Consider the following 25,031-nt stretch of genomic DNA (forward strand, 5'->3'; position numbering starts at 1 on the left):
TGTGACAGCGCCTGTGTTTATCCCCATACTGGGCGCTGTCGCTTTTTAAACCAGGAAACAGTACCTCTGACAATGAATTTACAGCATCACTTTCTTATTGCCATGCCTGCTCTCCAGGATCCGATTTTCCGCCGCGCCGTGGTGTACATTTGTGAATACAACGAAGACGGCGCGATGGGGATTATCATCAACAAGCCGCTGGAAAACCTTCAGGTTGAAGGGATTCTGGACAAGCTGAAAATCCCCGCTGAAGCGCGACTGCCGGAGATCCGTCTCGATAAACCGGTGATGCTGGGCGGCCCGCTTGCAGAAGATCGTGGCTTTATCCTGCATACCCCGCCGGTTTTCTCGTCCAGTATTCGTATCTCCGATAACACCGTCGTCACGACGTCGCGCGATGTGCTCGAAACGCTGGGCACGGCAAATCAGCCTTCTGAAGTGCTGGTTGCGCTCGGCTACGCCTCCTGGGAAAAAGGGCAGCTGGAACAAGAAATTCTGGACAACGCCTGGCTCACAGCCCCTGCGGATATGAATATCCTGTTTAAAACCCCTATTGCCGATCGCTGGCGCGACGCGGCGAAGCTGATTGGCATTGATATTCTGACCATGCCTGGCGTTGCGGGGCACGCGTAATGAGCGGCACCCTTCTCGCCTTCGACTTCGGCACCAAAAGCATCGGCGTCGCCGTGGGTCAACGGATCACCGGCACCGCCCGCCCCCTCACGGCGCTGAAAGCTAACGACGGCACGCCGGACTGGAACCTTATTGAGCGCCTGCTCAAGGAGTGGCAGCCGGACGACGTGATTGTCGGCCTGCCGCTGAACATGGACGGCACCGAGCAACCGCTTACCGCCCGCGCGCGCAAGTTCGCGAACAAAATCCATGGCCGCTTTGGCGTCTCCGTTAAGCTGCACGATGAACGTCTGAGCACCGTTGAAGCGCGCGCTGGCCTGTTCGAGCACGGCGGCTTCCGGGCGCTGAACAAAGGCAGCGTGGATTCTGCTTCTGCCGTCATTATCCTCGAAAGCTTTTTCGAACAAGGTTACTGAGCGCCGGGGCCTACAGCCGCCCCTGCGCCCGCCGCTCTGCCAGACTCTGCTCAAAGTTCTGCATCCCCGCCTGCTGCCCCGTTTGGATAATGCCCGGAAGTTGCCAGGTTTTGCCTTCGCGGATCAGGTTCGCCGCCGCAGACGTGTTCACCAGTAATTCGTACAGCGCCACGCGCCCGCCCTGGAGATCCTGACGCAGCTTCTGCGCCAGCACCGCGCGCAGGCTTCCCGCCAGCTGATTGCGCACCGGATCTTTTTCCTGTGCCGGGAAGGTATCGACCAGGCGCTCAATGGCCTGCGCCGCCCCGCGCGTGTGCAGCGTGGCTAAAACCAGATGACCGGTCTCAGCCGCCGTCAGCGCCAGGCGTATCGTCTCGCTGTCGCGCAGCTCGCCAAGCAGAATCACATCCGGATCTTCACGTAGGGCGCTGCGCAGGGCCTCGGCAAAGGACGGGCTGTGCTGGCCTATCTCGCGCTGCTGGATCAGGCAACGTTCGCTCTGGTACATAAACTCCACCGGATCTTCCAGGGTCAGAATATGCCCGTCCGTCTGGTGATTGAGGAAATCGACCATCGCGGCCAGGGTGGTCGATTTTCCGCTGCCGGTGGCGCCGGTGACCAGAATCAGGCCATTGTCATGGGTCAACAGCGCCGGGATCGCTCGCGGCACGCCCAATGCAGAGAGCTGCGGGCACGTCATCGGCAACAGCCGCAGCGCGATCGAAGCGCCGTGCATATGCTTAAACGCACTGCCGCGCAGCCGCTGACCGCCTGCGAGGGTAACGGCAAAATCCACCTGCCCGTTTGCCCACCATGTGCCCTGCTGTTCGTCGTTGAGCCACGCTTTTATTAATCCCTCCACATCCGGGGGCGGAAACGGCGCCGGTTCAAGCCGGCCTAACCTGCGCCAGCGCGGTGGCGAATCACTGCACAGGTGTAGATCGGAGACGTTATGCTTTACACTAAGGGCCACAATTTCTTCCACATCCATAGACTACTCCTCGGAAAATGAACGACATTGCGCATAACCTGGCACAGGTCCGGGACAAAATCTCAGCCGCTGCAACGCGTTGCGGCCGTGCTTCAGAAGAAATTACGTTGCTTGCAGTCAGCAAAACCAAGCCTGCGAGCGCCATCGCAGAAGCGATTGCCGCCGGCCATCGCGCCTTCGGCGAAAACTATGTGCAGGAAGGGGTGGATAAGATTCGCGCTTTCCGGGAACAGGGCAATACGGACCTGCAATGGCACTTTATCGGCCCGCTACAGTCGAACAAAAGTCGACTGGTAGCAGAGCACTTCGACTGGTGCCACACCATCGATCGTCTGCGCATCGCCACCCGTCTGAGCGACCAGCGCCCGGCAGAGATGCCAGCGCTTAACGTGCTGATTCAAATCAACATCAGTGATGAAAACAGCAAGTCCGGCATTACGCTGAGCGAGCTTGATGCGCTGGCGGCTGAGGTGGCGGCGCTGCCGCGCTTAACCCTGCGCGGGCTGATGGCAATTCCGGCGCCAGAGTCAAGTTATGAAAGGCAGTTTGCCGTGGCACAGCAAATGGCTGTAGCATTTGAGGCGCTTAAAGCGCGCTATGACACGGTAGACACGCTTTCTCTGGGCATGTCGGACGATATGGAAGCCGCCATCGCGGCAGGCAGCACCATGGTGCGCATCGGCACGGCTATTTTCGGTGCGCGCGATTACACCCAATAATAAGGAAAACTGAGGAACGCCATGAAGACGTTGACTTTCCTGCTCTCAACGGTCATTGAACTGTATACGATGGCGCTGCTGCTGCGCGTCTGGATGCAGTGGGCCCGTTGTGATTTTTACAATCCATTCTCACAATTTATCGTGAAAATCACGCAGCCCGTTGTGGGGCCGCTTCGCCGCATCATTCCGGCAATGGGGCCGATAGACAGTTCATCCCTGCTGATGGCGTTTATTCTGAGCGTTATCAAAGCGATCGTGCTGTTTATGGTCATTACTTTCCAGCCGATTATCTGGATTTCAGCCGTTCTGATCCTCGTGAAAACCGTCGGCCTGCTGATCTTCTGGGTCCTGCTGGTGATGGCGATCATGAGCTGGGTAAGCCGGGGCCGTAGCCCGGTGGAATACGCGTTGGTTCAGCTGACGGAACCGCTGCTGCGTCCGATTCGTAGCCTGCTGCCTGCCATGGGCGGGATCGACTTCTCCCCGATGCTCCTCGTTCTGCTGCTGTACGTGCTGAATATGGGTATCGCGGAACTGTTGCAGGCGACGGGCAATATGCTGCTGCCGGGGCTGTGGATGGCGTTATGAGTGCAGTTAGCCCCTGCGCCGACGGGCTGGTTTTACGGCTGTACATTCAGCCGAAAGCCAGCCGCGACAGCATTGTTGGGCTGCATGGCGACGAGTTAAAAGTCGCCATCACCGCCCCGCCGGTTGACGGCCAGGCGAATGCGCATCTGACCAAATACCTGGCTAAACAGTTTCGCGTCGCTAAAAGCCAGGTCATCATTGAGAAAGGTGAACTTGGCCGCCATAAACAGGTAAAAATCCTTAATCCGCAATCTATCCCGACGGAAGTCGCGGCTCTGACAGAACAGGACTAAACCATGCAGAAAGTTGTTCTCGCCACCGGTAACGCCGGTAAAGTGCGCGAGCTGGCCTCGCTATTAAATGATTTTGGGCTGGACGTGGTGGCTCAGACCGAGCTGGGCGTGGATTCCGCCGAAGAGACGGGCCTGACGTTTATCGAAAACGCCATTCTGAAAGCGCGCCACGCCGCGCAGATCACGGGGCTGCCCGCGATTGCCGATGACTCCGGTCTGGCCGTAGATTTTCTCGGCGGTGCGCCGGGGATTTACTCCGCCCGCTATTCCGGGGTGGACGCCACCGACCAGCAGAATCTGGAAAAGCTGCTCGTGGCCCTGAAGGACGTTCCCGACGAACAGCGTACCGCGCAGTTCCACTGCGTGCTGGTCTACATGCGTCATGCGGAAGACCCAACGCCGATCGTCTGTCACGGCAGCTGGCCGGGCGTGATTACCCGTAAAGCGGCGGGCAACGACGGCTTTGGCTACGACCCGATTTTCTTTGTCCCGACCGAGGGCAAAACCGCTGCGGAACTGACCCGCGAAGAAAAAAGCGCGATCTCCCACCGTGGTCGCGCGCTGAAACTGTTACTGGAAGCGTTACGTAATGGCTAATTTGCCGCCTCTTAGTCTTTATATTCATATCCCGTGGTGCGTGCAGAAATGCCCGTACTGTGATTTCAACTCGCACGCGCTGAAGGGCGAAGTGCCGCACGATGATTACGTCGCACATCTGCTGGCCGATCTGGATGCCGATGTACCGTACGCGCAGGGACGTGAGGTAAAGACCATTTTCATTGGTGGCGGTACGCCGAGCCTGCTCTCTGGCCCGGCGATGCAGACGCTGCTGGACGGCGTGCGTGCGCGCCTGAACCTGGCGGCGGATGCTGAAATTACGATGGAAGCCAACCCCGGCACCGTTGAGGCCGACCGTTTTGTCGAGTATCAGCGCGCGGGCGTAAACCGTATCTCCATCGGGGTGCAGAGCTTTAGCGAGCCGAAGCTGAAGCGTCTGGGGCGCATTCACGGCCCGGAAGAGGCAAAGCGGGCGGCGAACCTGGCGACGGGGCTTGGGCTGCGCAGCTTTAACCTCGACTTGATGCACGGCCTGCCGGACCAGTCGCTGGAAGAGGCGCTGGACGATTTGCGTCAGGCGATTGAACTGAACCCGCCGCATCTGTCGTGGTATCAGCTCACCATTGAGCCGAACACGCTGTTTGGCTCCCGCCCTCCGGTGCTGCCGGACGACGACGCGCTGTGGGATATCTTCGAGCAGGGTCACAGGCTGTTAACCGCGGCAGGGTATCAGCAATATGAAACCTCGGCGTATGCGAAGCCGGGCTATCAGTGTCAGCACAACCTGAACTACTGGCGTTTTGGTGATTATCTGGGGATTGGCTGCGGCGCTCACGGCAAAGTGACCTTCCCGGATGGTCGCATTCTGCGTACCGCCAAAACGCGTCATCCGCGCGGATTTATGGAAGGCCGCTACCTGGAGCGTCAGCACGACGTCGAGGCGGCGGACAAGCCATTTGAGTTCTTTATGAACCGCTTCCGTCTGCTGGAAGCCGCGCCGCGCGCCGAGTTTTCGCGTTATACCGGGTTACCGGAATCAGCGATTCGCCCGCAGATTGACGAGGCGCTGGCGCAGGGGTATCTGACGGAATGTGATGATTACTGGCAGATCACCGAGCACGGTAAGCTGTTCTTAAACTCCCTTCTTGAGTTGTTCCTCGCTGAAGGATCCTGAAGGCTGATTCAGGATTTTGCATCCCGTTCTGCCGGCTGAGGGAAAGGCTGGCAGAGAGTGGGGATGGAAAAATCAAAACAACTCCGCAAACAAATGACACCCGAAGAATTACGCCTCTGGTATCTGCTCAGAGGTCGCCGCTTCTTTGGGTATAAGTTTCGCCGACAGATGCCGGTTGGGCCGTACATTGTGGATTTTGCCTGCTTTAAGGCGAAGCTCATTGTTGAGCTGGACGGGGGGCAACATCAGGATAAAGAGGCCTATGACTCTCGTCGCACCGAGTTTTTGAATGCGAACGGCTGGGAAGTCGTACGGTTCTGGAATCATGAATTCAGGGCTAATGAGGAGGAGCTGCTGATGGCAATTCTGCAACGATTGCAATGCCTGATGCCCTCACCCTAACCCTCTCCCACAGGGAGAGGGAACTGGTTACTCCCTCTCCCTTGGGGAGAGGGCCGGGGTGAGGGGCCCTGCGCGCAGAGGCGTTACTTCAACGTCCCCACCAGCGCTTTTCGGCTATCTTCCAGCGACACCACGCGCTTACACACGTCTTTGCCGAACTGCTGGAAATCAGCTTCCTGATTCTTCCACTCGTTCTGAATCGAGGTTTGCAGTCCGCCCAGGCTACCCAGTACGCCCTGCAACGGGTTACCACCGCCCTTCAGCACCGCCTGGGCGCCCATCTCGTTAATGCTGTCCTGGAGAATGCCGCCCATCGCCTGGTTCACCAGCTGCTGACCGTCGGCACGCACCTGATCGATCGCCTTATAGTGGAACGTCAGGCCATCAGAGCGCGTCTCGATAATACGGTTCATCTGCTCTTTCAGCTGTTTATCCAGCTTGGTCAGGCGGGTACGCATATTGCTGCTCTCCCCCACCTCTTTAGTGATGATTTTATCCAGCGCCACGCGGCTCTTTTCAACGCGGGTCAGCGCGCCGTTGTTGATCCACGGTAGCGCGGTGCGCAGCTCGGCCTGGTAGTCCATCGCCTGCTCGCGCTGGGCGGCCGTCAGGTTTTGCGGTTTGCCGTTAAAGGTCACGTTGCCATCCGGCGTAATCACCAGATTGCCATTCTCGCCCTTAACCTGCACGGTTTGCGGACTCAACACCACGTCATCGCGCGGGGTGACGCTACATTTATATTCCGCATGGGCGGTGGATCCGATTGCCAGTAAAGCAACAGCCAGCAACGTTTTGCGCATCTTTAACACTCCCTCAGACAAAATGGGCCAGCTAATGCTGGCCCCGTACCTGCTTTATTAGTCCCACCAAACGTCGAAAAGTTCGCTCACGCGGACATCTTCCATCTTGTGGTCTTCAAGCCATTTGCGTACCAGCGCCTGATGTTCTTCGGTGCATTTACCCACTTCCTGGGTGCAGATCAGACCTTCCCACGCCAGATAGCCGCTACCGTCGAAGGCCAGCTTGTTTGGCTCGATGACCTCGTTGATGAACGCATCAACGTCCTGATCGATCTGCTCAACGCTGGTGCCTTCAGGGAAACGCCAGGCAACGGAGAAGCCCACTTCCTGGAATTCTTCGATGTGCATCTTTTTACGCAGACGACGGCTACGATTCTTTGCCATTATTTCACCCTCTCGAACATTAAGTCCCATACGCCGTGACCAAGACGATGGCCACGCTGTTCAAATTTTGTCACCGGACGTGAATCCGGACGCGGTACGTAGTCGTTGCTCTCGGACTGGTTTTTATACCCGTCCAGCGACGACATCACTTCCAGCATATGTTCCGCATAAGGTTCCCAGTCGGTCGCCATGTGGAAAACGCCGCCCAGCTTGAGCTTACTTTTCACCAGCTCGGCAAACGGTGCCTGAACGATACGGCGTTTATTATGACGCGCTTTGTGCCATGGGTCAGGGAAAAAGAGCTGAACCATGTTCAAAGAATTGTCAGGAATCATTTTGTGCAGCACTTCCACCGCGTCGTGACACATCACGCGCAGGTTCTCAACGCCCTCTTCGTGGGCCGTTGCCAGGCACGCGCCGACGCCCGGTGAGTGTACTTCAATGCCGAGGAAGTTCTGCTCCGGGCGCGCTTTCGCCATTGTGACCAGCGAGGTGCCCATACCAAACCCGATCTCCAGCGTGACGGGCGCGTCGCGGCCAAACAGCTCGGTAAAGTCGAGCGGCTGCTCGCTGAACTCAACGCCCATCACCGGCCAGTAGTTGTCCAGCGCGTGTTGCTGCCCTTTTGTCAGGCGGCCCTGACGGCGGACAAAGCTGCGAATACGGCGCAGCGGGCGACCGTTTTCATCAAATTCCGGTGAAATGACGTCGTTTTTCATAAAAGAGTTGTCTGCTTGTGAGAGTGTTCGGGAAACGGGCATTATCCAAAGTTAAGGCTTCTATGCAAGCATGGGAAAGATCCGGTTTACAGCAGATTGACGCTGTGCTGCAATCTGCGTCCCTGATTATGCGAATCGATGACCATGCAAGCCTCTCAATTTTCAGCCCAGGTGCTGGACTGGTACGACAAATACGGGCGTAAAACCCTGCCCTGGCAAATTGAAAAAACGCCCTACAAAGTATGGCTCTCCGAGGTGATGTTGCAACAAACGCAGGTCGCCACCGTGATCCCTTACTTCGAGCGTTTTATGGCGCGCTTCCCGACGGTCACCGACCTGGCAAACGCGCCGCTGGACGAAGTGCTGCACCTGTGGACCGGGCTGGGCTATTACGCCCGCGCGCGCAACCTGCATAAGGCCGCGCAGCAGGTCGCCACGCGCCACAACGGTAAATTCCCGGAAACCTTCGACGAGGTGGCGGACTTACCCGGCGTCGGGCGTTCAACCGCAGGCGCGATCCTCTCCCTTTCATTAGGCAAGCATTTCCCGATCCTCGACGGCAACGTGAAGCGCGTGCTCGCACGCTGCTACGCCGTTGACGGCTGGCCGGGTAAGAAAGACGTTGAAAAACGCCTGTGGGAGATCGCTGAAGCGGTCACTCCGGCGAAAGGGGTGGAGCGTTTTAACCAGGCGATGATGGATCTCGGCGCGATGGTCTGCACGCGCTCAAAACCGAAGTGCGAACTCTGCCCGGTGAACAACCTCTGCGTGGCGTATGCCAACCAGTCATGGGCGCAGTATCCGGGTAAGAAACCCAAACAGACGCTGCCGGAGCGCACCGGCTATATGCTGCTGATGCAGCACGGCGACGACGTCTTCCTCGCCCAGCGCCCACCGAGCGGCCTGTGGGGTGGTCTATACTGCTTCCCACAGTTTGAAGATGAAGCCTCGCTTCGGGAATGGCTTGAACAGCGCGGCATTGCGGCAGATACCCTGACGCAGCTGAACGCGTTCCGCCATACCTTCAGCCATTTCCATCTGGATATTGTGCCTATGTGGCTTCCCGTGTCCTCGTTCACCTCCTGCATGGATGAAGGCACCGCTCTCTGGTATAACTTAGCGCAACCGCCATCAGTCGGGCTGGCGGCTCCCGTGGAGCGCCTGTTACAGCAATTACGTGTCGGTGCAATGGTTTAGCATCGGCAACACAAAGAGGAATGAGTATGGCCAGAACCATTTTTTGTACTTTCCTACAGCGCGACGCTGAAGGCCAGGATTTCCAGCTCTACCCGGGCGACCTGGGTAAGCGCATCTATAACGAGATCTCCAAAGAAGCCTGGGGACAGTGGCAGAAAAAACAGACCATGCTGATCAACGAGAAAAAGCTCAGCATGATGAACCCGGAGCACCGCAAGCTGCTGGAGCAGGAGATGGTGAACTTCCTGTTCGAGGGCAAAGACGTCCACATCGAAGGCTATACGCCACCGGAAAAATAATACTCTGCGGCTGTTGCCCGGCGGCGCTTTGCTTGCACGGGCCTACGGTTTTGTAGGCCGGCTAAGCGCAGCGCCACCCGGCGAAAGCAACGACTAAGCAAACACAACACGCACTCCCGGAATGATGAAAAAACTTTTAGCGCTAGCACTTGTTGCGCCGTTGCTTGTGTCTTGTTCTTCCAAAAAGGGCGATAGCTATAACGAAGCCTGGGTTAAGGACACCAACGGTTTTGACATTTTGATGGGGCAGTTTGCCCACAACATCGAAAATATATGGGGATTTAACGAAGTCCTGATCGCCGGACCGAAGGACTACGTTAAGTACACCGACGCCTATCAGACCCGTAGCCACATCAACTTCGATGACGGTACGATTACGGTTGAAACCATCGCGGGAACTGAACCTGCGGCGCATTTACGTCAGGCCATCATCAAGACCCTGCTGATGGGCGACGATCCGGGATCTATTGACCTCTACTCTGATGCCGATGACATTACCATCTCCAAAGAGCCGTTCCTGTATGGCCAGGTCGTAGACCAGACCGGTCAGCCGATCCGCTGGGAAGGCCGCGCCACAAAATTCGCCGACTACCTGCTGCAAACCCGCCTGAAAAGCCGCACCAACGGCCTGAAGGTGATTTACAGCGTGACCATTAACCTGGTGCCGAACCACCTCGACAAGCGTGCGCATAAGTATCTGGGCATGGTGCGTCAGGCGTCGCGTAAGTATGGCGTGGACGAGTCGCTGATCCTGGCGATTATGCAGACCGAATCCTCGTTCAACCCCTACGCGGTGAGCCGTTCCGACGCGCTGGGGCTGATGCAGGTTGTGCAGCACAGCGCCGGTAAAGACGTGTTCCGCTCGCAGGGGAAATCCGGCACGCCGAGCCGCAGCTACCTGTTCGATCCGCAAAGCAACATTGATACCGGCACGGCCTATCTGGCGATGCTGAACAATGTCTATCTCGGCGGAATTGATAACCCAACGTCACGTCGCTATGCGGTGATCACCGCCTACAACGGCGGGGCGGGCAGCGTGCTGCGCGTCTTCTCGAACGACAAGGTGCAGGCTGCGAATATCATCAACAGCATGGCGCCGGGGGACGTGTACGCTACCCTCACCACCCGCCACCCGTCTGCGGAATCCCGCCGCTATCTGTATAAGGTGAATACGGCGCAGAAAAACTATCGTCGCCGCTAATCAACACACCTTCTCCTGTAAGGAGAAGGTGTTCTGCTTCTCTCCATCCATACGAAAATGCTATTTGCATCACAATCCAGACTGCAAATTAATGTTGATTGCATTTTTTTGCGGGAGGTAACAAAACATAACCTCGCCTGCTGATAGAATTGCATCAAATAACAACCCTGAATGTTCCTATAACAACATATCTCCCGCTCACTTGTGAGGAAAGTAACATGAACCTTAAGCTGCAGCTTAAAATCTTGTCGTTTCTGCAGTTCTGCCTGTGGGGTAGCTGGCTGACTACACTCGGCTCCTATATGTTTGTGACGCTCAAGTTTGATGGTGCGTCAATCGGTGCCGTCTACAGCTCGCTGGGTATTGCGGCTGTTTTCATGCCAACGCTGCTCGGTATCGTGGCGGATAAATGGTTAAGTGCGAAATGGCTGTATATGCTTTGCCATCTGGTGGGTGCGGGGACGCTGTTTATGGCGGCCGAAGTGACCACGCCGGGGGCGATGTTTATGGTGATCCTGCTTAACTCGCTGGCGTATATGCCAACGCTTGGGCTGATCAACTCCATCTCCTACTATCGCCTGAAATCTGCCGGTCTGGATATCGTCACCGACTTCCCGCCAATCCGTATCTGGGGCACCATCGGCTTTATCATGGCGATGTGGGGCGTGAGCTTCGCGGGCTTCGAGCTGAGCCACATGCAGCTGTATATTGGTGCTGCGCTCTCCGTACTGCTGGCGCTGTTCACCCTGACGCTGCCAACCATTCCAGTGTCTAACCAGCAGAAAAACCAGAGCTGGAGCACCATGCTTGGCCTGGACGCCTTCGCCCTGTTCAAAAACAAGCGCATGGCGATCTTCTTTATCTTCTCCATGCTGCTGGGCGCGGAGCTGCAAATCACCAACATGTTCGGCAACACCTTCCTGCACAGCTTCGATAACGATCCGCTGTTTGCCGGGAGCTTTATCGTTGAGCACGCGTCGGTGATGATGTCTATCTCGCAGATCTCCGAGACGCTGTTCATCCTGACCATCCCGTTCTTCCTGCGCCGCTACGGCATCAAGAACGTCATGCTGATCAGCATCGCCGCGTGGATGCTGCGCTTCGGCCTGTTCGCCTACGGCGACCCGAGCGCGTTCGGCACCGTGCTGCTGGTTCTGTCGATGATTGTTTACGGCTGCGCCTTCGACTTCTTCAACATTTCCGGTTCGGTGTTTGTGGAAAAAGAGGTGAAGCCTGAAATCCGCGCCAGCGCGCAGGGCATGTTCCTGATGATGACCAACGGCTTCGGCTGTATTCTGGGCGGCGTGGTGAGCGGTAAAGTGGTTGAGATGTACACCACCAACGGCATTACCGACTGGCAGCCGGTGTGGCTGATCTTCGCGGCGTATTCGCTGGTGCTGTTCTTCGCGTTCCTCGCGCTGTTCAAGTACAAGCACGTTCGCGAACCGCACGGCGCGCAGCCGATCGCGCATTAATTGTTGTGCCCGGTGGCGCTGCGCTTACCGGGCCTACAAAACCAGACCGTAGGCCGGGTAAGGCGTAGCCGCGACCCGGCTATTTTATGGCAGACAGCACCCACCCCACCGACAGCAAATCCGCGCTGCCGCCCGGACTCAGGTTGCGTTCAATCAGTGCCTTATCCATCCTCAGCAACGCATCGCGATCCCAGCCGTTCGCCAGCAGTTCCCGCGCGTAACGTTGTACGTAGCGCAGCCCCTTCATACCGCCGCGCGACACCAGATTGCTGTCCTGGTTGATGGCCATCAGGCGTAACAACAGGTCATGAAGGGAATTCCCCTTCCACTGCTTCAGCGCGTTACGCACCGTGCTGAAGCCGCTTTCTGCCTCGCCGCGCGCGCCGGTGAGACCGTACAGCTGAAACTGCCGCTCGCCCGCCGTTGCCCGCCCGCTGCGCCCGACGAGCTCACGCGCCACCACCCCACGACAAATGTTACTTACCTCACAACAGAGGCTGCCGGCGGAGACATTTTTCACACGCCCGGCAGCGAAGCAGAGCAAACCGAGGGCAAAAATGCCCCCCTTATGGGTGTTTACCCCGTCCGTCGCGACGTACATCGCCTGTTCGCAGGCCATCCCCATCGGGCGGATAATCCGCAGCTGCTGAGCGGCTGGCTTGTCCGCATGTGCCTCGCCCAGCTCCGCAAAACGGACAAACCACGGCGTAATCGCCGTAATGCTGCGGACAAACAGCGCATGATCCATATCGCGGTGGGAACCGCTATTGAGCGTGTCCACCAGCCCAGGCTTGGGCGTCAGCTCCAGCTCTTGCCACAGCGCCGCTTCGGCAAGCGCGGGCACATCAGTCGGGCGCGGTTTAGTCGCGAGCAAACCAGTCATCGATCGTCTTCTCCACGCGGGAAACTACCTGCTCAACGGGATGGCGCCGCGAACGGGAGCAGGCATGCGCGGGCTCGTCGCAGATCAGGCAGCGCCTGAGGTTTGCCCCCAGCGACTGGCGCCCGACGTGGCCGTTCTGAGGACAGATGACATCCAGGTCCCACAGCCTGCCGAGCGGGTGCGTCTGCTCCAGTTCCGCACAGTGCGCTTTGATTTCCGCCGCCGGATGGGCGACGCACCACAAGGCTTCCGGGCCGGTGGGCAGCCACAGCACCTGACGGTCCAGCACCTGCCAGCGGTTCTCCCACAGCAGCTGGTCGCACATCTGGAGCGCCACGCCCATGGTGTTGCGATAGCGCAGGCTGTCTTTAATGTCCCCGGGCGTGACCAGCGTGAGGGAAATCACCGGTTGTTGATAGTGCGTGAGCATGTCGGCCTGGCGCGCCGCGCGGCAATCTTTCGCCGCCAGCAGTTCGTCCAGGCTGACACCCGTCCGCACGGGTGTCGCTGAAATCATACTGACTCCTTCACCTGTCGCACGGTGTCGATCACGCTGCCGTCGCGGTAGCGGATGACGCCGACGATTTTGTCGGTAAATTCAATCGGTTTCGGTACACCGGTCAGGGAAATCGCCCGCTCGTAAAGCGCGCTGATATCCACAACTTTGAGCCCGGATTCCAGCAGCCGCTCGCGGATCTCCGGGCGCGCCGGGTTGACCGCAATGCCGTGGTCGGTGACCAGCACGTCGATGCTCTCTCCCGGCGTGAGGCGCGTGGTAACGCGCTTGACCACCGTCGGAATGCGGCTGCGCAGCAGCGGCGCGACGACGATGGTCAGGTTGGCTGCCGCCGCCACGTCGCAGTGCCCGCCGGATGCGCCACGCATCACGCCGTCGGAGCCGGTGATGACGTTAACGTTAAAATCAACGTCAATTTCCAGCGCGCTGAGGATCACCACGTCGAGCTGATCGCAGCTTGCCGCCTTGCTGCCGGGGTTGGCGTAGACGTTGGTGGAGATCTCAACGTGGTTCGGATTGCGCGCCAGCGAAGCCGCCGCCTGGCCGTCAAAGCACTGGGTGTCGAGCAGCTTTTCGATAAGCCCCTTCTCGTGCAGATCCACCAGGCTGCCGGTGATGCCGCCGAGCGCGAAGCGGGCCTTCACGCCGCTGCGCTCCATCTTCTCTTCCATAAAACGGGTGCAGGCGGTGGCCGCCGCGCCGGAGCCGGTCTGCATCGAGAAGCCCGGTTTGAAATAGCCGGAGTGCTCAATCACGTCCGCCGCATAGCGGGCGATCATCAGCTCGCGCGGGTTGCTGGTGACACGCGCCGCGCCGACGCTGATTTTCGCCGGGTCGCCCACGCTCTCCACCTGCACGACGTAGTCCACCTGGTCCTGCCCCAGGCTGGCGGGCATATTCGGGAACGGCACCAGTTCTTCGGTCAGCAGCACCACCTTGCGGGCAAAGTGCGCGTCCACCATGGCGTAGCCCAGCGAACCGCAGCACGATTTGCCCTGCGTGCCGTTGGCGTTGCCAAACGCATCGCTGCACGGCACGCCGAGAAACGCCACGTCGATATTAAGCTCGCCGTCCTGAAGCAGCTTCACGCGCCCACCGTGGGAGTGAATCTGTACCGGCTCGTCCATCAGCCCGTGGGAGATGGCGTCCGCCAGCCTGCCGCGCATGCCGGAGGTGTAAATCCGGGTAATTACGCCGCTTTCGATATGCTCGATCAGCGCGTCGTTGCAGGTCATCAGCGAGCTGGAGGCCAGGGTCAAATTTTTAAATCCCATCCGCGCCAGTAGCGCCACAACGGTGTTGATCACCCGGTCGCCTTCGCGAAAGGCATGGTGGAAGGAGATGGTCATTCCGTCCTGCAAGCCGCTGCGCGCTACGGCTTCTTCGAGGGAGGCACAGAGCTTGCGGTTGTGCTTCGCGTCGCTGTCCGCCAGCCAGGGCGTCGCGCTGTGGGCGGTATCAAAGGGTTTCAGGTCCCGCAGATGGGGGAAGTTCACGTGGAGAAGTTCTGTCTGATTCATTTTGTCATCCTTACCGACGCACGCCGGAAGCCGCCGCGCGCTCCAGCACCACCTGCGCGTGGTTAATAATCGGGGCGTCGACCATTTTGCCGTTGAGCGAGACCACGCCCAGGCCGTTACGCTCGCCCTCTTCTGCCGCTTCAATCACCCTTTTGGCGTGCTCCACCTCTTCCTGCGTCGGGGCGTAGGCGTTGTGCAGCAGGTCAATCTGGCGCGGGTTAATCAGCGATTTGCCGTTAAAGCCCATCTTGCGGATCAGGTCGACCTCGCGCAGGAACCCGGCTTCGTCGTTAACGTCTGACCACACCACGTCGAAGGCGTCGATGCCGGCAGCGCGTGCCGCGTGCAGCACCGCGCAGCGGGCATAAAACAGCTCGGTGCCGTCGCCGCGCTCGGTCTGCATGTCCATTACGTAGTCAAAGGCCGCCAGCGCAATGCCGATCAGGCGCGGCGAGCTGCGGGCAATCGCCACGGCATTGATGACGCCAATAGCCGATTCAATCGCTGCCATCACGCGGGTAGAACCCACCTCGCGCCCGCACTCCTTTTCGATACGCTCAAGGTGGCCTTCCAGCTCGTAGATATCATCCGGCGTGTCGGTTTTCGGCAGGCGGATCACGTCCACGCCCGCATGCACGGCGGCTTCCAGATCCAGCAGGCCAAACGGCGTGCTCAGCGGGTTTATGCGCACCACGGTTTCGATATCCTGATACATCGGGTGCTGCAACGCGTGGAACACCAGCATGCGTGCGGTATCTTTCTCGCGCAGGGCCACTGCATCTTCAAGATCGAACATGATGGCGTCTGGCCGGTAGATAAACGCGGTGGAGAGCATGGCGGCATTGGCGCCCGGCAGGAACAGCATACTGCGGCGGAGTTTACTCATTTCAGCGCCTCCCAGTTGATGGCCTGTTCATCGGCAGCACGCAGAAGCGCGCTTTGCAGGCGGGCGCGGATTGCACAGTCCAGCGCCCCTTTGTCTTCAATAATGATTAATCCCTGATGCACGTTCATGGCGCGCAGCGTGTCGTCGACCACCTGGCGAATGTGCTCGCCAAACTGCTTAATCACTTCACTGTGGATGACAATCTCCAGCTCGCCGTGAGCGGGGGCGATTTTCACCATCAGGTCGCTGGACTCCTGCGTTCCGGCCAGCGCCTCCCTTACAATATTCATGATAAATTCCTGATAGTTATGCGACTTCCGCACTCGCGCGATAATGCGCTTCGAGATGCGCGAAGGTGGAGTCCGGGACGATCTCCCGGATCCGGGAAAACTGCTGTGTCTTGAGTAAACGGCGCACTTCGGACGCCGAAATGGCGTTGCCGGTGGCCTTGATGCGCGGCATCTCCACCACCTCGATATGCGAGGCCAGCAGATCGTGCAGCGTCTGGTTGTACTGGCGGGTGATATCGCAGAACGGCTCCGAGCCGATAAAGCGGTGCGTGATGCCGAGCGCCGGGGCGATGAAGTCCCGGAAGATCAGCACGTCGATCTCGCTCCACGCCTGCTGCACTTTACCGGTCTCTTTGAGAAAGTAGGCCGGAAACGTGGCGCGCGAGATGATGTACTGCGAGCCTTCATGCACCACCACGTTCGGCAGATGCGCCACGCCCGCGCGCACCATCTCAAGGCGCGCGCTGAACGGGAAGAACGAGGCGTCTTCACGCACCACAAACAGATGCAGGGCATCGCACTGCGCCGCCGCCTGCTCCACCAGATGACGGTGGCCGAGGGTGAACGGATTGGCGTTCATCACAATCGCGCCAGTTTTCTCCCCGCCCTTTCGCATCCGGCTTAAGGTACGGCAGTAGCGCGCGATCCCCTGCGGAGTGTTCTCCATCAGCACCGCGTTGTTCCCGCTCTGGGCAATCGGCCAGAAGCCGCTGCGGCCAAAGCGCTCCTTATTGCACGGACGGGTGCAGAGGAAGAGGTGAAAATGACCGCGCTCCAGCGCTGCATTCTCTACCTCTGCCAGCAGCCGCGCGCTGAGGTTTTCCCCACGAAGCGGCTCGTTGACCGCCACACACTTGATGACGTTGGCAGCCAGCCCTGCGCAACCCACCAGCTGCGCGCCGGACCAGGCTTCAACAAACAGCGTGATGTCGTTGTCCAGGCCAAGGCCGCTGTCTGCCAGCAGGTAGCGGATCTGGCTTAAGCGTTCCGGGTGTTTCGCCACAATGGTATGGCGAAAATCAATGGATTGCGATTGCATGCTGCCGCCTTACTCAGTGTGCCGCCGCAAGCCCGACGGCTGGCGCTTCCACGATCACGTTGCTCAGATGACCGATATGCTCGATCTCCACCTCAATGCGATCCCCCTCCTTCATAAACAGCGGCGGGTTACGCTTTTTACCCACGCCGCCAGGAGAGCCGGTAATGATCACATCGCCCGGGCTGAGGCGGGTGAAGGTGCTGATGTATTCGATGAGCTCCGCGACCTTGTGGATCATGCTGCTGGTGTTGTCCTCCTGCACCATGCGGCCGTTAAGCCAGGTGCGGATCGCCAGGCTGTGCGGGTCCGGGATCTCATCCGCCGTCGCCATCCAGGGGCCAAACGCGCCGGTCTGACGCCAGTTTTTACCGGCGGTGAACCAGGTGTGCTGCCAGTCGCGGGCGGAGCCGTCCATGTAGCAGCTGTAGCCCGCCACGTGGCGCAGGGCGTCATCGCGGCTGATGTTCTCCCCACCCTTACCGATAATCACCGCCAGCTCGCCTTCGTAATCGAATTCGCTGGAGTGGCGCGGCTTCAGCACCGGCTCGTTGTGGCCGGTCTGTGAATCCGGGAAGCGGACAAACAGCGTCGGGGCCGGGTTGTGTTGGTCAAACTCCTTGCGCTTGTCGGCGTAGTTCATGCCCACGCAGAGGATTTTTTCCGGCTGCACGATCACCGGCAAGAAGGTGATGGCGCTCAGCGGCACGTCCACCGCGTCGTTCAGAAAACGGGTGGCCTGCGCCAGACCGTTCCCCTGCAACAGCGCTTTAAGGTCGCCGTAGCGGTCGCCCAGGCGGCGGCCTAAATCAATCACGCCCTCGGCCTGAACGATGCCGTAGCTGCGTTTTCCCTGGTATAAAAAGCTTGCGAGTTTCATTGTTTTTTCCTGAATACTTAGACGAGGAAGTTGCCCAGAATCAGCAGTGAGACAGAGACGTTAATCGCGCCGCCGATACGGGTAGCAATCTGGGCGAAGGGCATCAGGCTCATGCGGTTGCCTGCGGTCAGGATCGCCACGTCGCCGGTACCGCCCTGTCCACTCTGGCAGCAGGAGACGATGGCGACATCAATCGGGTGCATACCGATTTTTTTGCCGACGAAAAATCCGGTCGCCACCAGCGCAGACACGGTGCTGATAATCACCAGCAGGTTGCTGACGGTGAACGCCGCGACCAGCTCGTGCCACGGGGTAATTGCCACGCCAACGGCGAACAGGATTGGATAGGTCACGGAGGTCTGGAAGAATTTGTACACCACCTGGGAACCCTCCAGCAGACGCGGAGAGGCGCCGTTGCAGAGCTTCACCAGCACCGCCATAAACAGCATGCCAACGGGCGCAGGCAGGCCAATCAGCTTGTGGCCGAGCATGCCCAGCATGTACAGCAGCACCGCCAGCAGCGCGCCGGAGGCGATAGTGGTCACGTCCGCTTTACCGGAGAACGCAGGCTGAGAGACGGTGGCATCCGCATTCGCGCGGTTGGGCATCAGCTGGCCTTCGCCGGTCAGGTGCGGGTAGCGTTTCCCGAGCTGGTTGAGGCAGCCGGAAATAATGATCGCCGTCAGACCGCCGAGCATCACCATCGGCAGCACGCGGCCAAGCGCCACGCCCTGGTCCATATGCAGCAGGGTGGCATAGCCGATGGAGAGCGGGATCGCCCCTTCCCCGACGCCGCCCGCCATGATCGGCAGAATGATAAAGAAGAAGATCTGGAACGGCTCAAGGCCCAGCGCCAGCCCCACGCCCATGCCAACAATCATGCCGACGATTTCACCGCACAGCATCGGGAAGAAGATGCGCAGGAAGCCCTGGATCAGCACGGTGCGGTTCATGCTCATGATGCTGCCGACGATAATGCAGCAGATATAGAGGTAGAGAATGTTGGTGGATTTGTAGAATTTGGTCGTGGATTCCACCACCACGTCCGGCAGCAGACCGTAGTAGACCAGCGCGGAAGGGATAAAGGTGGCGCAAATCGCCGCCGCGCCGAGCTTGCCGACAATCGGCAGGCGTTTGCCAAATTCGCCGCAGGCAAAGCCGAAGAAGGCCAGCGTGGCCACCATGACCACGATGTCGCTCGGCAGCTTTCCGCCCAGACAATCAATCGCAATCAGCGCGCCCGCCAGAACGAACAGCGGCAAAGGAATAATGCCGATTTTCCAGGTATCCATAATATGCCACCAGCGCTCCTTGAGGGAGGGCCGCTGAATATCAATCGGGTCGTGGGTAACAGAGAATGAATCGTCAGTTGTGCTCATAATAAGCCCCTTAGTTATTTTGTGCGTTCAGCTTAGAGTCACAAAGGCTTACTTTATGTGAGGGATGACATATTAAAGGCGAAGTTTTAATGGCCGCTATGGTTTTAATGGTTTCTATTATTTAATGTGATTTACGCCTTATTTATTACCGTGGTTTTTATGGTTTCTTTTCCTAACCGAACAAAGAAATAACATTTATTCAGTTAGCATCCAGAGAATGAGACTTTCGGAAAAATCTTTTACAGACCGTGCTGTGCAAGGGATCACAAGTTTTCGGCAAAGCGGGCATCCTGGCGTTAAAAGATGATATATTCAGCCAACCTGTTGATACCTTGCGTGATAGTTATGAAAGTATCGTTTCAGATCAAGCTGTTTATTTCGCTGGTCGCCTTTTTCTCAGTGCTGTTCGCATTACTGGGCGGATATTATTATGTCGACGTCGGCAGGCAGCTTTATCAGGAAATGAGCGCGCGCGCAAAAATACAGGCTGAAGAGATAGCGCTTATTCCCACTCTGCGAAAAGAAGTCGAACAAAAGGATATCCAGAGCATCCATGACTTTATGCAGAAAATAGCCGCCCACAGCGACGCCAGTTTTATTGTGATTGGTGACAATAAAGGGCTGCATCTTTTTCACTCCGTGTTTGCTGACCGGGTAGGCAAAACGCTGGTTGGCGGGGACAACGACGAGGTATTACACGGCAAAAGCACCATTACCATTCGCAAGGGCGGGTTAGGCATTTCGCTGCGCAGCAAAGCCCCTATTTTTAATGATGCCGGGCAGGTGGTGGGGATTGTTTCGGTGGGCTATCTCACAAGCTATCTGGACACCATCACCGTCAACAAGGTAGTCAATATCCTGATTGCCGCCGTGCTGCTGCTTATCGCCCTGTTTATTTTCTCCTGGTTCTTCACCCGCAGCATCAAGAAGCAGATATTCTCTCTGGAACCACGCGAAATCGGCCTGCTGGTGCGTCAGCAAAAGGCGATGATGGAATCCATTTATGAAGGGGTGATTGCCATCGATGACGACCTGCGCATTGAAGTGATCAATCAGGCGGCGCGTAAATTATTAGGCTTACGTCAGCCTGCCCGCGAACTGCGCGGTCAACACATTAGCCAGGTGATCGCACCCGTCCCGTTTTTTAACGCGCAGACCATGCTTGCGAAAGACACTCACGATGAGATCTGTCGCTTTAACGATCTCACGGTCATTGCCAGCCGGGTGCGGATCATGCTGGAAGATGCGTTGCAGGGCTGGGTGATCACCTTTCGCGATCGCAACGAGATCGACTCGCTCAGCGCCCAGCTTAGCCAGGTGAAGCGCTACGTTGATAACCTGCGCATCATGCGCCACGAACAGCTGAACCGCATGACCACGCTGTCCGGCCTGCTGCATATGGGCCGTTATGACGAGGCGATCCGCTACATACAGGCGCAGTCGGAACACGCTCAGGAGCTGCTGGATTTTATCTCGTCCCGCTTTAGCTCCCCGACGCTGTGCGGTTTGCTGCTTGGAAAAGCCGCCCGCGCCCGTGAGAAAGGCGTTGAGCTGAGTTTCGATCCGGCCTGCCGTGTAGATAAACCGTTCCTGCCGCTGCTCGAATCGGAACTTATCTCGATCATCGGAAATTTGCTGGATAACGCCATCGAAGCGACCCAGCGCGCCCCGCTCCCGCATGCGCCGGTAGACGTGCTGATAAAGCTGAACGAGCAGGAACTGATTATTGAAGTCGCCGACCAGGGCGTCGGCATCACACCCGCGATCCGCGACCGGATCTTTGAGCGCGGCATCACCACCAAAACGCGCGGCGATCATGGTATAGGCCTGTATCTGATTGAAAGCTACGTCACGCAGGCTGGCGGCGCAATTGAGGTTGCCGATAACACCCCACGCGGTGCCATTTTCTCACTGTTTATTCCCGCCACGAGAACGGCCCGGCACCCCGCACAGGAACTGGAAGATACCGACTATGCAACATGAACTTATCGACGTACTGATTGTTGAAGACGAGAACGAACTGGCGCAACTGCACGCGGAGCTTATCGGTAAACATCCGCGCCTGAGGCTGGTGGGAATTGCCGCGTCATTGGCCGACGCGCAGCGACAGCTTGAGAGCAAACAGCCGAAGCTGATGCTGCTGGATAACTACCTGCCGGACGGCAAAGGCATCACCCTTATCAGCAACCCGATGCTCGCCCGCGCCAACTGCTCGGTGATTTTCATCACCGCCGCCAGCGATATGGACACCTGTAGCCAGGCCATTCGTAACGGCGCGTTCGACTACATCCTCAAGCCGGTATCCTGGAAGCGCCTGAGCCAGTCGCTGGAGCGTTTTGTACAGTTTGCCGAGCAGCAGCGCGTCTGGAAGATTGTTGACCAGCAGAACGTGGATTCGCTCTATCAGCTACAGGCGAAAAATTATCGTCTGGACAACGGCAGCAAAGGGATAGAGGAGAACACGCTGGCGCGGGTGCAAACGCTGTTCAACAGCAAGGCGTCGCACTGCTTTACGGTGGATGAGGTGGTGAGCGAGACGGGGCTGAGTAAAACCACCACCCGGCGCTATCTGGAACACTGCGTGGAGGTGGGTTTTCTGACGGTGGAGATGCTGTACGGGAAGATTGGGCATCCGAGAAGGATGTACCGCCGCGCAGAAGCCTGACGCAGTATTGTAGCAACTCGCCGGGTGGCGCTAACGCTTACCCGGCCTACGTTCAAACATTCAATACGTACCCATACAGTCGCTTGATCCCGTCCGCATCCTTCTCACTGTAAACGCCCTGCAACTCCGGCGAGAAGCCCGGCAGCATATTAATGCCCTCCTCCAGCGCCAGGAAGTAACGCTGCACCGCTCCGCCCCAGACTTCGCCCGGCACCACGCACAGCACGCCCGGCGGATATGGCAGCGCGCCTTCGGCGGCAATGCGCCCTTCAGCGTCACGAATACGCACCAGCTCTACGTTCCCGCGAATGTACTCCTGGTTGGCATCCTGCGGGTTCATCACTACGGCGGGCAGGCTCTCCTGGCGGAACATCGCCTTCTGGAGATCCTTCACGTTAAAGCTGACGTAGAGATCGTGCATCTCCTGGCACAGCTGACGGATCGTGTAGTCGCGGTAACGCACCGGGTATTTCTGATAGATGGTCGGCAGCACATCCGCGAGCGGCGTGTCGTCTTCTATATGCTGTTCGAACTGCCCCAGCATCGCCACCAGCTGCATTAACTTCTCCTCGCTCTCCGCTGGCGTCAGCAGGAACAGGATGGAGTTGAGGTCACACTTCTCCGGCACAATGCCGTTTTCGCGCAGGTAGTGGGCGAGAATGGTCGCCGGAATGCCGAAATCGGTATAGTGACCTGTTTCTGCATCAATGCCCGGCGTGGTCAGCAGCAGCTTGCACGGGTCGACGAAATACTGCTCGCGAGCATAGCCTTCAAAACCGTGCCATTTTGCCCCCGGCTCGAAGCTAAAGAAGCGACGCTCGCTGGCGATGACCTGCGTGGGGTGATCCTGCCACGGCCGCCCCGCCACCACTGGCGGGATAAACGGCTTGATCATATGGCAGTTGGCGATGATGGCCTTGCGCGCCTCAATGCCCAGCTCGACGCACTCCGCCCACAGCCTGCGCCCGCTCTCGCCCTCGTGAATTTTGGCGTTCACGTCCAGCGCTGCAAACAGCGGGTAAAACGGGCTGGTAGAGGCGTGCAGCATAAACGCATTATTAAGACGCTTGTGCGGACAGAAACGCGACTGGCCGCGAATATGGTTATCCTTTTTATGGATCTGCGACGTTTGCGAGAACCCGGCCTGCTGCTTGTGTACCGACTGGGTCACAAAAATTCCCGGATCGTTCTCGTTAAGCTCCAGCAGAAGCGGAGACGTTTCTGCCATCATCGGGATAAACTGCTCGTAGCCCACCCACGCGGAGTCAAAAAGGATGTAGTCACACAGGTGGCCGATCTTGTCGATCACCTGACGGGCGTTGTAGATCGTGCCGTCGTAGGTACCGAGCTGAATGATCGCCAGGCGGAACGGGCGGGCCTCGTTGGCCTTTTCCGGCGCCGCCTCGCGGATCAGATCCCGCAGATACGCGTCATCAAAGCAGTGTTCATCGATTCCGCCGATAAAACCAAACGGATTACGCGCGGCCTCAAGATAAACAGGGGTTGCCCCGGCCTGGAGCAGCGCCCCGTGATGGTTGGATTTATGGTTATTACGATCGAACAGCACCAGATCGCCACGGGTCAGCAGCGCATTGGTCACCACCTTATTGGCAGCCGATGTGCCGTTCAGCACGAAGTAGGTTTTATCCGCGTTGAACACCTTCGCCGCGAACTTTTGCGCGTGCTTGGCGGAGCCTTCGTGGATCAGCAAATCGCCCAGCTTCACGTCGGCATTGCACATATCGGCGCGAAACACGTTCTCACCGAAGAAATCATAGAACTGTCGCCCTGCCGGGTGTTTTTTGAAAAACGCGCCGTGCTGATGACCAGGGCAGGCAAAGGTGCTGTTCCCCATTGCGACATACTGGCTCAGGGTGTCAAAAAAAGGTGGCAGCAGGTTCTCTTCATACCGGCAGGCGGCGGATTCCAGTTCCAGGAACTCCTGCGCTTTACCCGAGATAATCGCCGTGACGCCATCAGGCACCTCTCCAGGCTCATGCGAGAACATAAACACCGGTAGCTGAAAGCCCGTACGCTTCAGCAACGCGAGAATGCCGCTGTAGCTTTCAACAACCGTAATGACGACTGCCGCCACATCGGTGAAATCGGTGTTATCCAGCGTCACCTTTTCACGGTGCGTAGAAACTTTGGATACCAGCTCACGGCTGACGGCAATTTTCATGGTTTTCATAAGCGCAAATACCCTCACCGAACGGTGAGACAGGGAGGAGAAAATTCGCGCAATCATGTCACCTTTTATTTTCAGGCGCAAGAAGGAATCAGTATGCATTACGCCTCCCAAAGCTAACCATAAACAGGGCTGGACGTGCCATAATCATGCAATGCCAGTGCTTAAATAACAGGAGTTAAACGTGGTAATTGGACCCTTTATCAATGCGGGAGCTGTACTGCTGGGCGGTGTACTTGGGGCAGTATTGAGCCAGCGGTTGCCGGAGCGTATTCGCGTCTCCATGCCCTCCATTTTTGGCCTGGCGTCGCTGGGAATTGGTATCCTTTTAGTGGTGAAGTGCGCCAACCTGCCGGTAATGGTGCTGGCAACCTTGCTCGGCGCGCTGATTGGCGAATTTTGCTATCTGGAAAAAGGCATAAATAGCGCGGTAGGTAAGGCTAAAAACCTGATTGCCCGACCGGGCAAGGCGAAGCACGGCACGCACGAGTCGTTTATTCAAAACTACGTTGCGATCGTTATTCTGTTCTGTGCCAGCGGTACGGGGATTTTCGGTTCGATGCAGGAAGGAATGACCGGCGATCCCAGCATCCTGATTGCGAAAGCGTTCCTGGATTTCTTCACCGCCACTATTTTTGCCACTACGCTCGGCATCGCCGTCGCCGCGATTTGCGTGCCAATGCTGCTGATTCAGCTGGCGCTGGCCACCTGCGCCACGCTGATCCTGCCGCTGACGACGCCCGCGATGATGGCAGACTTTACCGCCGTCGGCGGCCTGTTGCTGCTGGCGACAGGGCTGCGCATCTGTGGCATCAAAATGTTTGCAGTGGTGAACATGCTCCCTGCCCTGCTGCTCGCCATGCCGCTTTCCGCGCTCTGGACGCACTTTTTCGCTTAAGTTTGCGGCGAAATGGTGAGAGAGTGTGCAGTCTGCACCG

Annotated in this window: 28 protein-coding genes; 15 read left to right on the top strand and 13 right to left on the bottom strand. The window is 58.0% G+C overall.

Going from position 1 to position 25,031, the window contains the following annotated elements:
* Positions 1 to 72: 72 nt before the first annotated feature.
* A complete protein-coding gene (locus DBR02_RS06045) occupies positions 73 to 633 on the top strand; it encodes a YqgE/AlgH family protein (protein ID WP_022649353.1) in 561 nt (186 codons plus the stop codon).
* Positions 633 to 1,049: a Holliday junction resolvase RuvX gene (gene ruvX, locus DBR02_RS06050; protein ID WP_107533721.1), complete on the top strand. Its 417-nt coding sequence runs from the start codon at positions 633 to 635 to the stop codon at positions 1,047 to 1,049. Before DBR02_RS06045 ends, ruvX begins: the two co-directional genes overlap by 1 nt.
* Positions 1,050 to 1,059: 10 nt before the next feature.
* Here the strand turns inward: ruvX and DBR02_RS06055 are convergent, their stop codons facing one another.
* On the bottom strand, positions 1,060 to 2,040 hold the full coding sequence (locus DBR02_RS06055; protein WP_107533723.1) for a type IV pilus twitching motility protein PilT: 981 nt from the start codon (positions 2,038 to 2,040) through the stop codon (positions 1,060 to 1,062).
* A gap of 17 nt (positions 2,041 to 2,057) precedes the next feature.
* On the opposite strand from DBR02_RS06055, the gene DBR02_RS06060 reads away from it, so the two are divergent.
* The 6 genes from DBR02_RS06060 to DBR02_RS06085 all read left to right on the top strand — a co-directional run bounded on the left by DBR02_RS06060 (position 2,058) and on the right by DBR02_RS06085 (position 5,774).
* Positions 2,058 to 2,759 carry a YggS family pyridoxal phosphate-dependent enzyme gene (locus DBR02_RS06060; protein ID WP_063867830.1) on the top strand — a complete coding sequence of 234 codons (702 nt, stop codon included), beginning with the start codon at positions 2,058 to 2,060 and terminating at the stop codon, positions 2,757 to 2,759.
* 21 nt (positions 2,760 to 2,780) lie between these two features.
* Positions 2,781 to 3,347, top strand: a complete 567-nt coding sequence (locus DBR02_RS06065) for a YggT family protein (RefSeq protein WP_107533725.1) — start codon at positions 2,781 to 2,783, stop codon at positions 3,345 to 3,347.
* Positions 3,344 to 3,640, top strand: coding sequence for a DUF167 family protein YggU (gene yggU / locus DBR02_RS06070; RefSeq protein ID WP_003860023.1), 297 nt, complete (start codon positions 3,344 to 3,346; stop codon positions 3,638 to 3,640). The genes DBR02_RS06065 and yggU overlap by 4 nt, the downstream gene beginning before the upstream one ends.
* Positions 3,641 to 3,643: 3 nt before the next feature.
* The gene (locus DBR02_RS06075) at positions 3,644 to 4,237 is read left to right on the top strand and encodes an XTP/dITP diphosphatase (protein ID WP_107533727.1); all 594 of its coding nucleotides are present in this window, start codon (positions 3,644 to 3,646) and stop codon (positions 4,235 to 4,237) included.
* Positions 4,230 to 5,372 (top strand): radical SAM family heme chaperone HemW, encoded by a 1,143-nt coding sequence (gene hemW / locus DBR02_RS06080; RefSeq protein WP_063867827.1) that lies wholly within the window; start codon positions 4,230 to 4,232, stop codon positions 5,370 to 5,372. The genes DBR02_RS06075 and hemW overlap by 8 nt, the downstream gene beginning before the upstream one ends.
* 63 nt (positions 5,373 to 5,435) lie before the next feature.
* Complete coding sequence (locus tag DBR02_RS06085) at positions 5,436 to 5,774, top strand: endonuclease domain-containing protein (protein ID WP_063451228.1); 339 nt, start codon at positions 5,436 to 5,438, stop codon at positions 5,772 to 5,774.
* Positions 5,775 to 5,857: 83 nt separating this feature from the next.
* Here the strand turns inward: DBR02_RS06085 and DBR02_RS06090 are convergent, their stop codons facing one another.
* Genes DBR02_RS06090 through trmB form a run of 3 tightly spaced genes read right to left on the bottom strand, consistent with a single transcriptional unit; the run spans position 5,858 to position 7,677 of the window.
* Positions 5,858 to 6,574, bottom strand: a complete 717-nt coding sequence (locus tag DBR02_RS06090) for a DUF2884 domain-containing protein (protein WP_107533729.1) — start codon at positions 6,572 to 6,574, stop codon at positions 5,858 to 5,860.
* A 57-nt stretch (positions 6,575 to 6,631) separates the two neighbouring features.
* Complete coding sequence (locus DBR02_RS06095; RefSeq protein WP_006178455.1) at positions 6,632 to 6,958, bottom strand: YggL family protein; 327 nt, start codon at positions 6,956 to 6,958, stop codon at positions 6,632 to 6,634.
* On the bottom strand, positions 6,958 to 7,677 hold the full coding sequence (gene trmB / locus DBR02_RS06100) for a tRNA (guanosine(46)-N7)-methyltransferase TrmB (RefSeq protein WP_022649361.1): 720 nt from the start codon (positions 7,675 to 7,677) through the stop codon (positions 6,958 to 6,960). The genes DBR02_RS06095 and trmB overlap by 1 nt, the downstream gene beginning before the upstream one ends.
* A gap of 144 nt (positions 7,678 to 7,821) precedes the next feature.
* Here trmB and mutY point away from each other — a divergent pair, with 144 nt between their 5' ends.
* The 4 genes from mutY (at position 7,822) to DBR02_RS06120 (ending at position 11,849) form a co-directional block, all read left to right on the top strand.
* Positions 7,822 to 8,874: an A/G-specific adenine glycosylase gene (gene mutY / locus DBR02_RS06105; protein WP_107535621.1), complete on the top strand. Its 1,053-nt coding sequence runs from the start codon at positions 7,822 to 7,824 to the stop codon at positions 8,872 to 8,874.
* 26 nt (positions 8,875 to 8,900) lie between these two features.
* The gene (locus tag DBR02_RS06110; protein ID WP_003862425.1) at positions 8,901 to 9,173 is read left to right on the top strand and encodes an oxidative damage protection protein; all 273 of its coding nucleotides are present in this window, start codon (positions 8,901 to 8,903) and stop codon (positions 9,171 to 9,173) included.
* 124 nt (positions 9,174 to 9,297) lie between these two features.
* Positions 9,298 to 10,374, top strand: a complete 1,077-nt coding sequence (gene mltC, locus DBR02_RS06115) for a membrane-bound lytic murein transglycosylase MltC (protein ID WP_063451224.1) — start codon at positions 9,298 to 9,300, stop codon at positions 10,372 to 10,374.
* A 218-nt stretch (positions 10,375 to 10,592) separates the two neighbouring features.
* Positions 10,593 to 11,849: a nucleoside permease gene (locus tag DBR02_RS06120; RefSeq protein WP_107533730.1), complete on the top strand. Its 1,257-nt coding sequence runs from the start codon at positions 10,593 to 10,595 to the stop codon at positions 11,847 to 11,849.
* A 79-nt stretch (positions 11,850 to 11,928) separates the two neighbouring features.
* Here the strand turns inward: DBR02_RS06120 and citG are convergent, their stop codons facing one another.
* Genes citG through DBR02_RS06160 form a run of 8 tightly spaced genes read right to left on the bottom strand, consistent with a single transcriptional unit; the run spans position 11,929 to position 19,240 of the window.
* Entirely contained in the window at positions 11,929 to 12,732 is an 804-nt protein-coding gene (citG, locus tag DBR02_RS06125) for a triphosphoribosyl-dephospho-CoA synthase CitG (RefSeq protein ID WP_107533732.1), read from the bottom strand.
* The gene (gene citX / locus DBR02_RS06130; RefSeq protein WP_107533734.1) at positions 12,710 to 13,249 is read right to left on the bottom strand and encodes a citrate lyase holo-[acyl-carrier protein] synthase; all 540 of its coding nucleotides are present in this window, start codon (positions 13,247 to 13,249) and stop codon (positions 12,710 to 12,712) included. The genes citG and citX overlap by 23 nt, the downstream gene beginning before the upstream one ends.
* The gene (citF, locus tag DBR02_RS06135) at positions 13,246 to 14,769 is read right to left on the bottom strand and encodes a citrate lyase subunit alpha (RefSeq protein ID WP_107533735.1); all 1,524 of its coding nucleotides are present in this window, start codon (positions 14,767 to 14,769) and stop codon (positions 13,246 to 13,248) included. Before citF ends, citX begins: the two co-directional genes overlap by 4 nt.
* Before the next feature lie 10 nt (positions 14,770 to 14,779).
* Complete coding sequence (gene citE, locus DBR02_RS06140; protein WP_063867814.1) at positions 14,780 to 15,655, bottom strand: citrate (pro-3S)-lyase subunit beta; 876 nt, start codon at positions 15,653 to 15,655, stop codon at positions 14,780 to 14,782.
* Positions 15,652 to 15,945, bottom strand: coding sequence for a citrate lyase acyl carrier protein (citD, locus tag DBR02_RS06145; protein ID WP_107533737.1), 294 nt, complete (start codon positions 15,943 to 15,945; stop codon positions 15,652 to 15,654). The genes citE and citD overlap by 4 nt, the downstream gene beginning before the upstream one ends.
* A 16-nt stretch (positions 15,946 to 15,961) precedes the next feature.
* Positions 15,962 to 16,984, bottom strand: coding sequence for a [citrate (pro-3S)-lyase] ligase (citC, locus tag DBR02_RS06150; RefSeq protein WP_107533739.1), 1,023 nt, complete (start codon positions 16,982 to 16,984; stop codon positions 15,962 to 15,964).
* A gap of 13 nt (positions 16,985 to 16,997) precedes the next feature.
* Complete coding sequence (locus DBR02_RS06155; protein WP_107533741.1) at positions 16,998 to 17,861, bottom strand: fumarylacetoacetate hydrolase family protein; 864 nt, start codon at positions 17,859 to 17,861, stop codon at positions 16,998 to 17,000.
* 17 nt (positions 17,862 to 17,878) lie between these two features.
* Positions 17,879 to 19,240 carry a 2-hydroxycarboxylate transporter family protein gene (locus tag DBR02_RS06160; RefSeq protein ID WP_022649371.1) on the bottom strand — a complete coding sequence of 454 codons (1,362 nt, stop codon included), beginning with the start codon at positions 19,238 to 19,240 and terminating at the stop codon, positions 17,879 to 17,881.
* Between the two features lie 345 nt (positions 19,241 to 19,585).
* Between DBR02_RS06160 and DBR02_RS06165 the strand changes: the two genes are divergently transcribed.
* Together DBR02_RS06165 and DBR02_RS06170 are read left to right on the top strand one after the other, a co-directional pair.
* Positions 19,586 to 21,223, top strand: a complete 1,638-nt coding sequence (locus DBR02_RS06165; RefSeq protein ID WP_107533742.1) for an ATP-binding protein — start codon at positions 19,586 to 19,588, stop codon at positions 21,221 to 21,223.
* Positions 21,213 to 21,905 carry a response regulator gene (locus DBR02_RS06170; RefSeq protein WP_107533744.1) on the top strand — a complete coding sequence of 231 codons (693 nt, stop codon included), beginning with the start codon at positions 21,213 to 21,215 and terminating at the stop codon, positions 21,903 to 21,905. The genes DBR02_RS06165 and DBR02_RS06170 overlap by 11 nt, the downstream gene beginning before the upstream one ends.
* Positions 21,906 to 21,957: 52 nt before the next feature.
* Here the strand turns inward: DBR02_RS06170 and DBR02_RS06175 are convergent, their stop codons facing one another.
* Positions 21,958 to 24,096, bottom strand: coding sequence for an ornithine decarboxylase (locus DBR02_RS06175; RefSeq protein ID WP_107535622.1), 2,139 nt, complete (start codon positions 24,094 to 24,096; stop codon positions 21,958 to 21,960).
* A gap of 181 nt (positions 24,097 to 24,277) precedes the next feature.
* Here DBR02_RS06175 and DBR02_RS06180 point away from each other — a divergent pair, with 181 nt between their 5' ends.
* Entirely contained in the window at positions 24,278 to 24,991 is a 714-nt protein-coding gene (locus DBR02_RS06180) for a DUF554 domain-containing protein (protein ID WP_063867802.1), read from the top strand.
* Positions 24,992 to 25,031: the final 40 nt, after the last annotated feature.

The sequence above is a fragment of the Enterobacter cloacae complex sp. genome (assembly GCF_900322725.1).
In the GTDB taxonomy this organism is placed as follows: Bacteria; Pseudomonadota; Gammaproteobacteria; order Enterobacterales; family Enterobacteriaceae; genus Enterobacter; species Enterobacter quasihormaechei.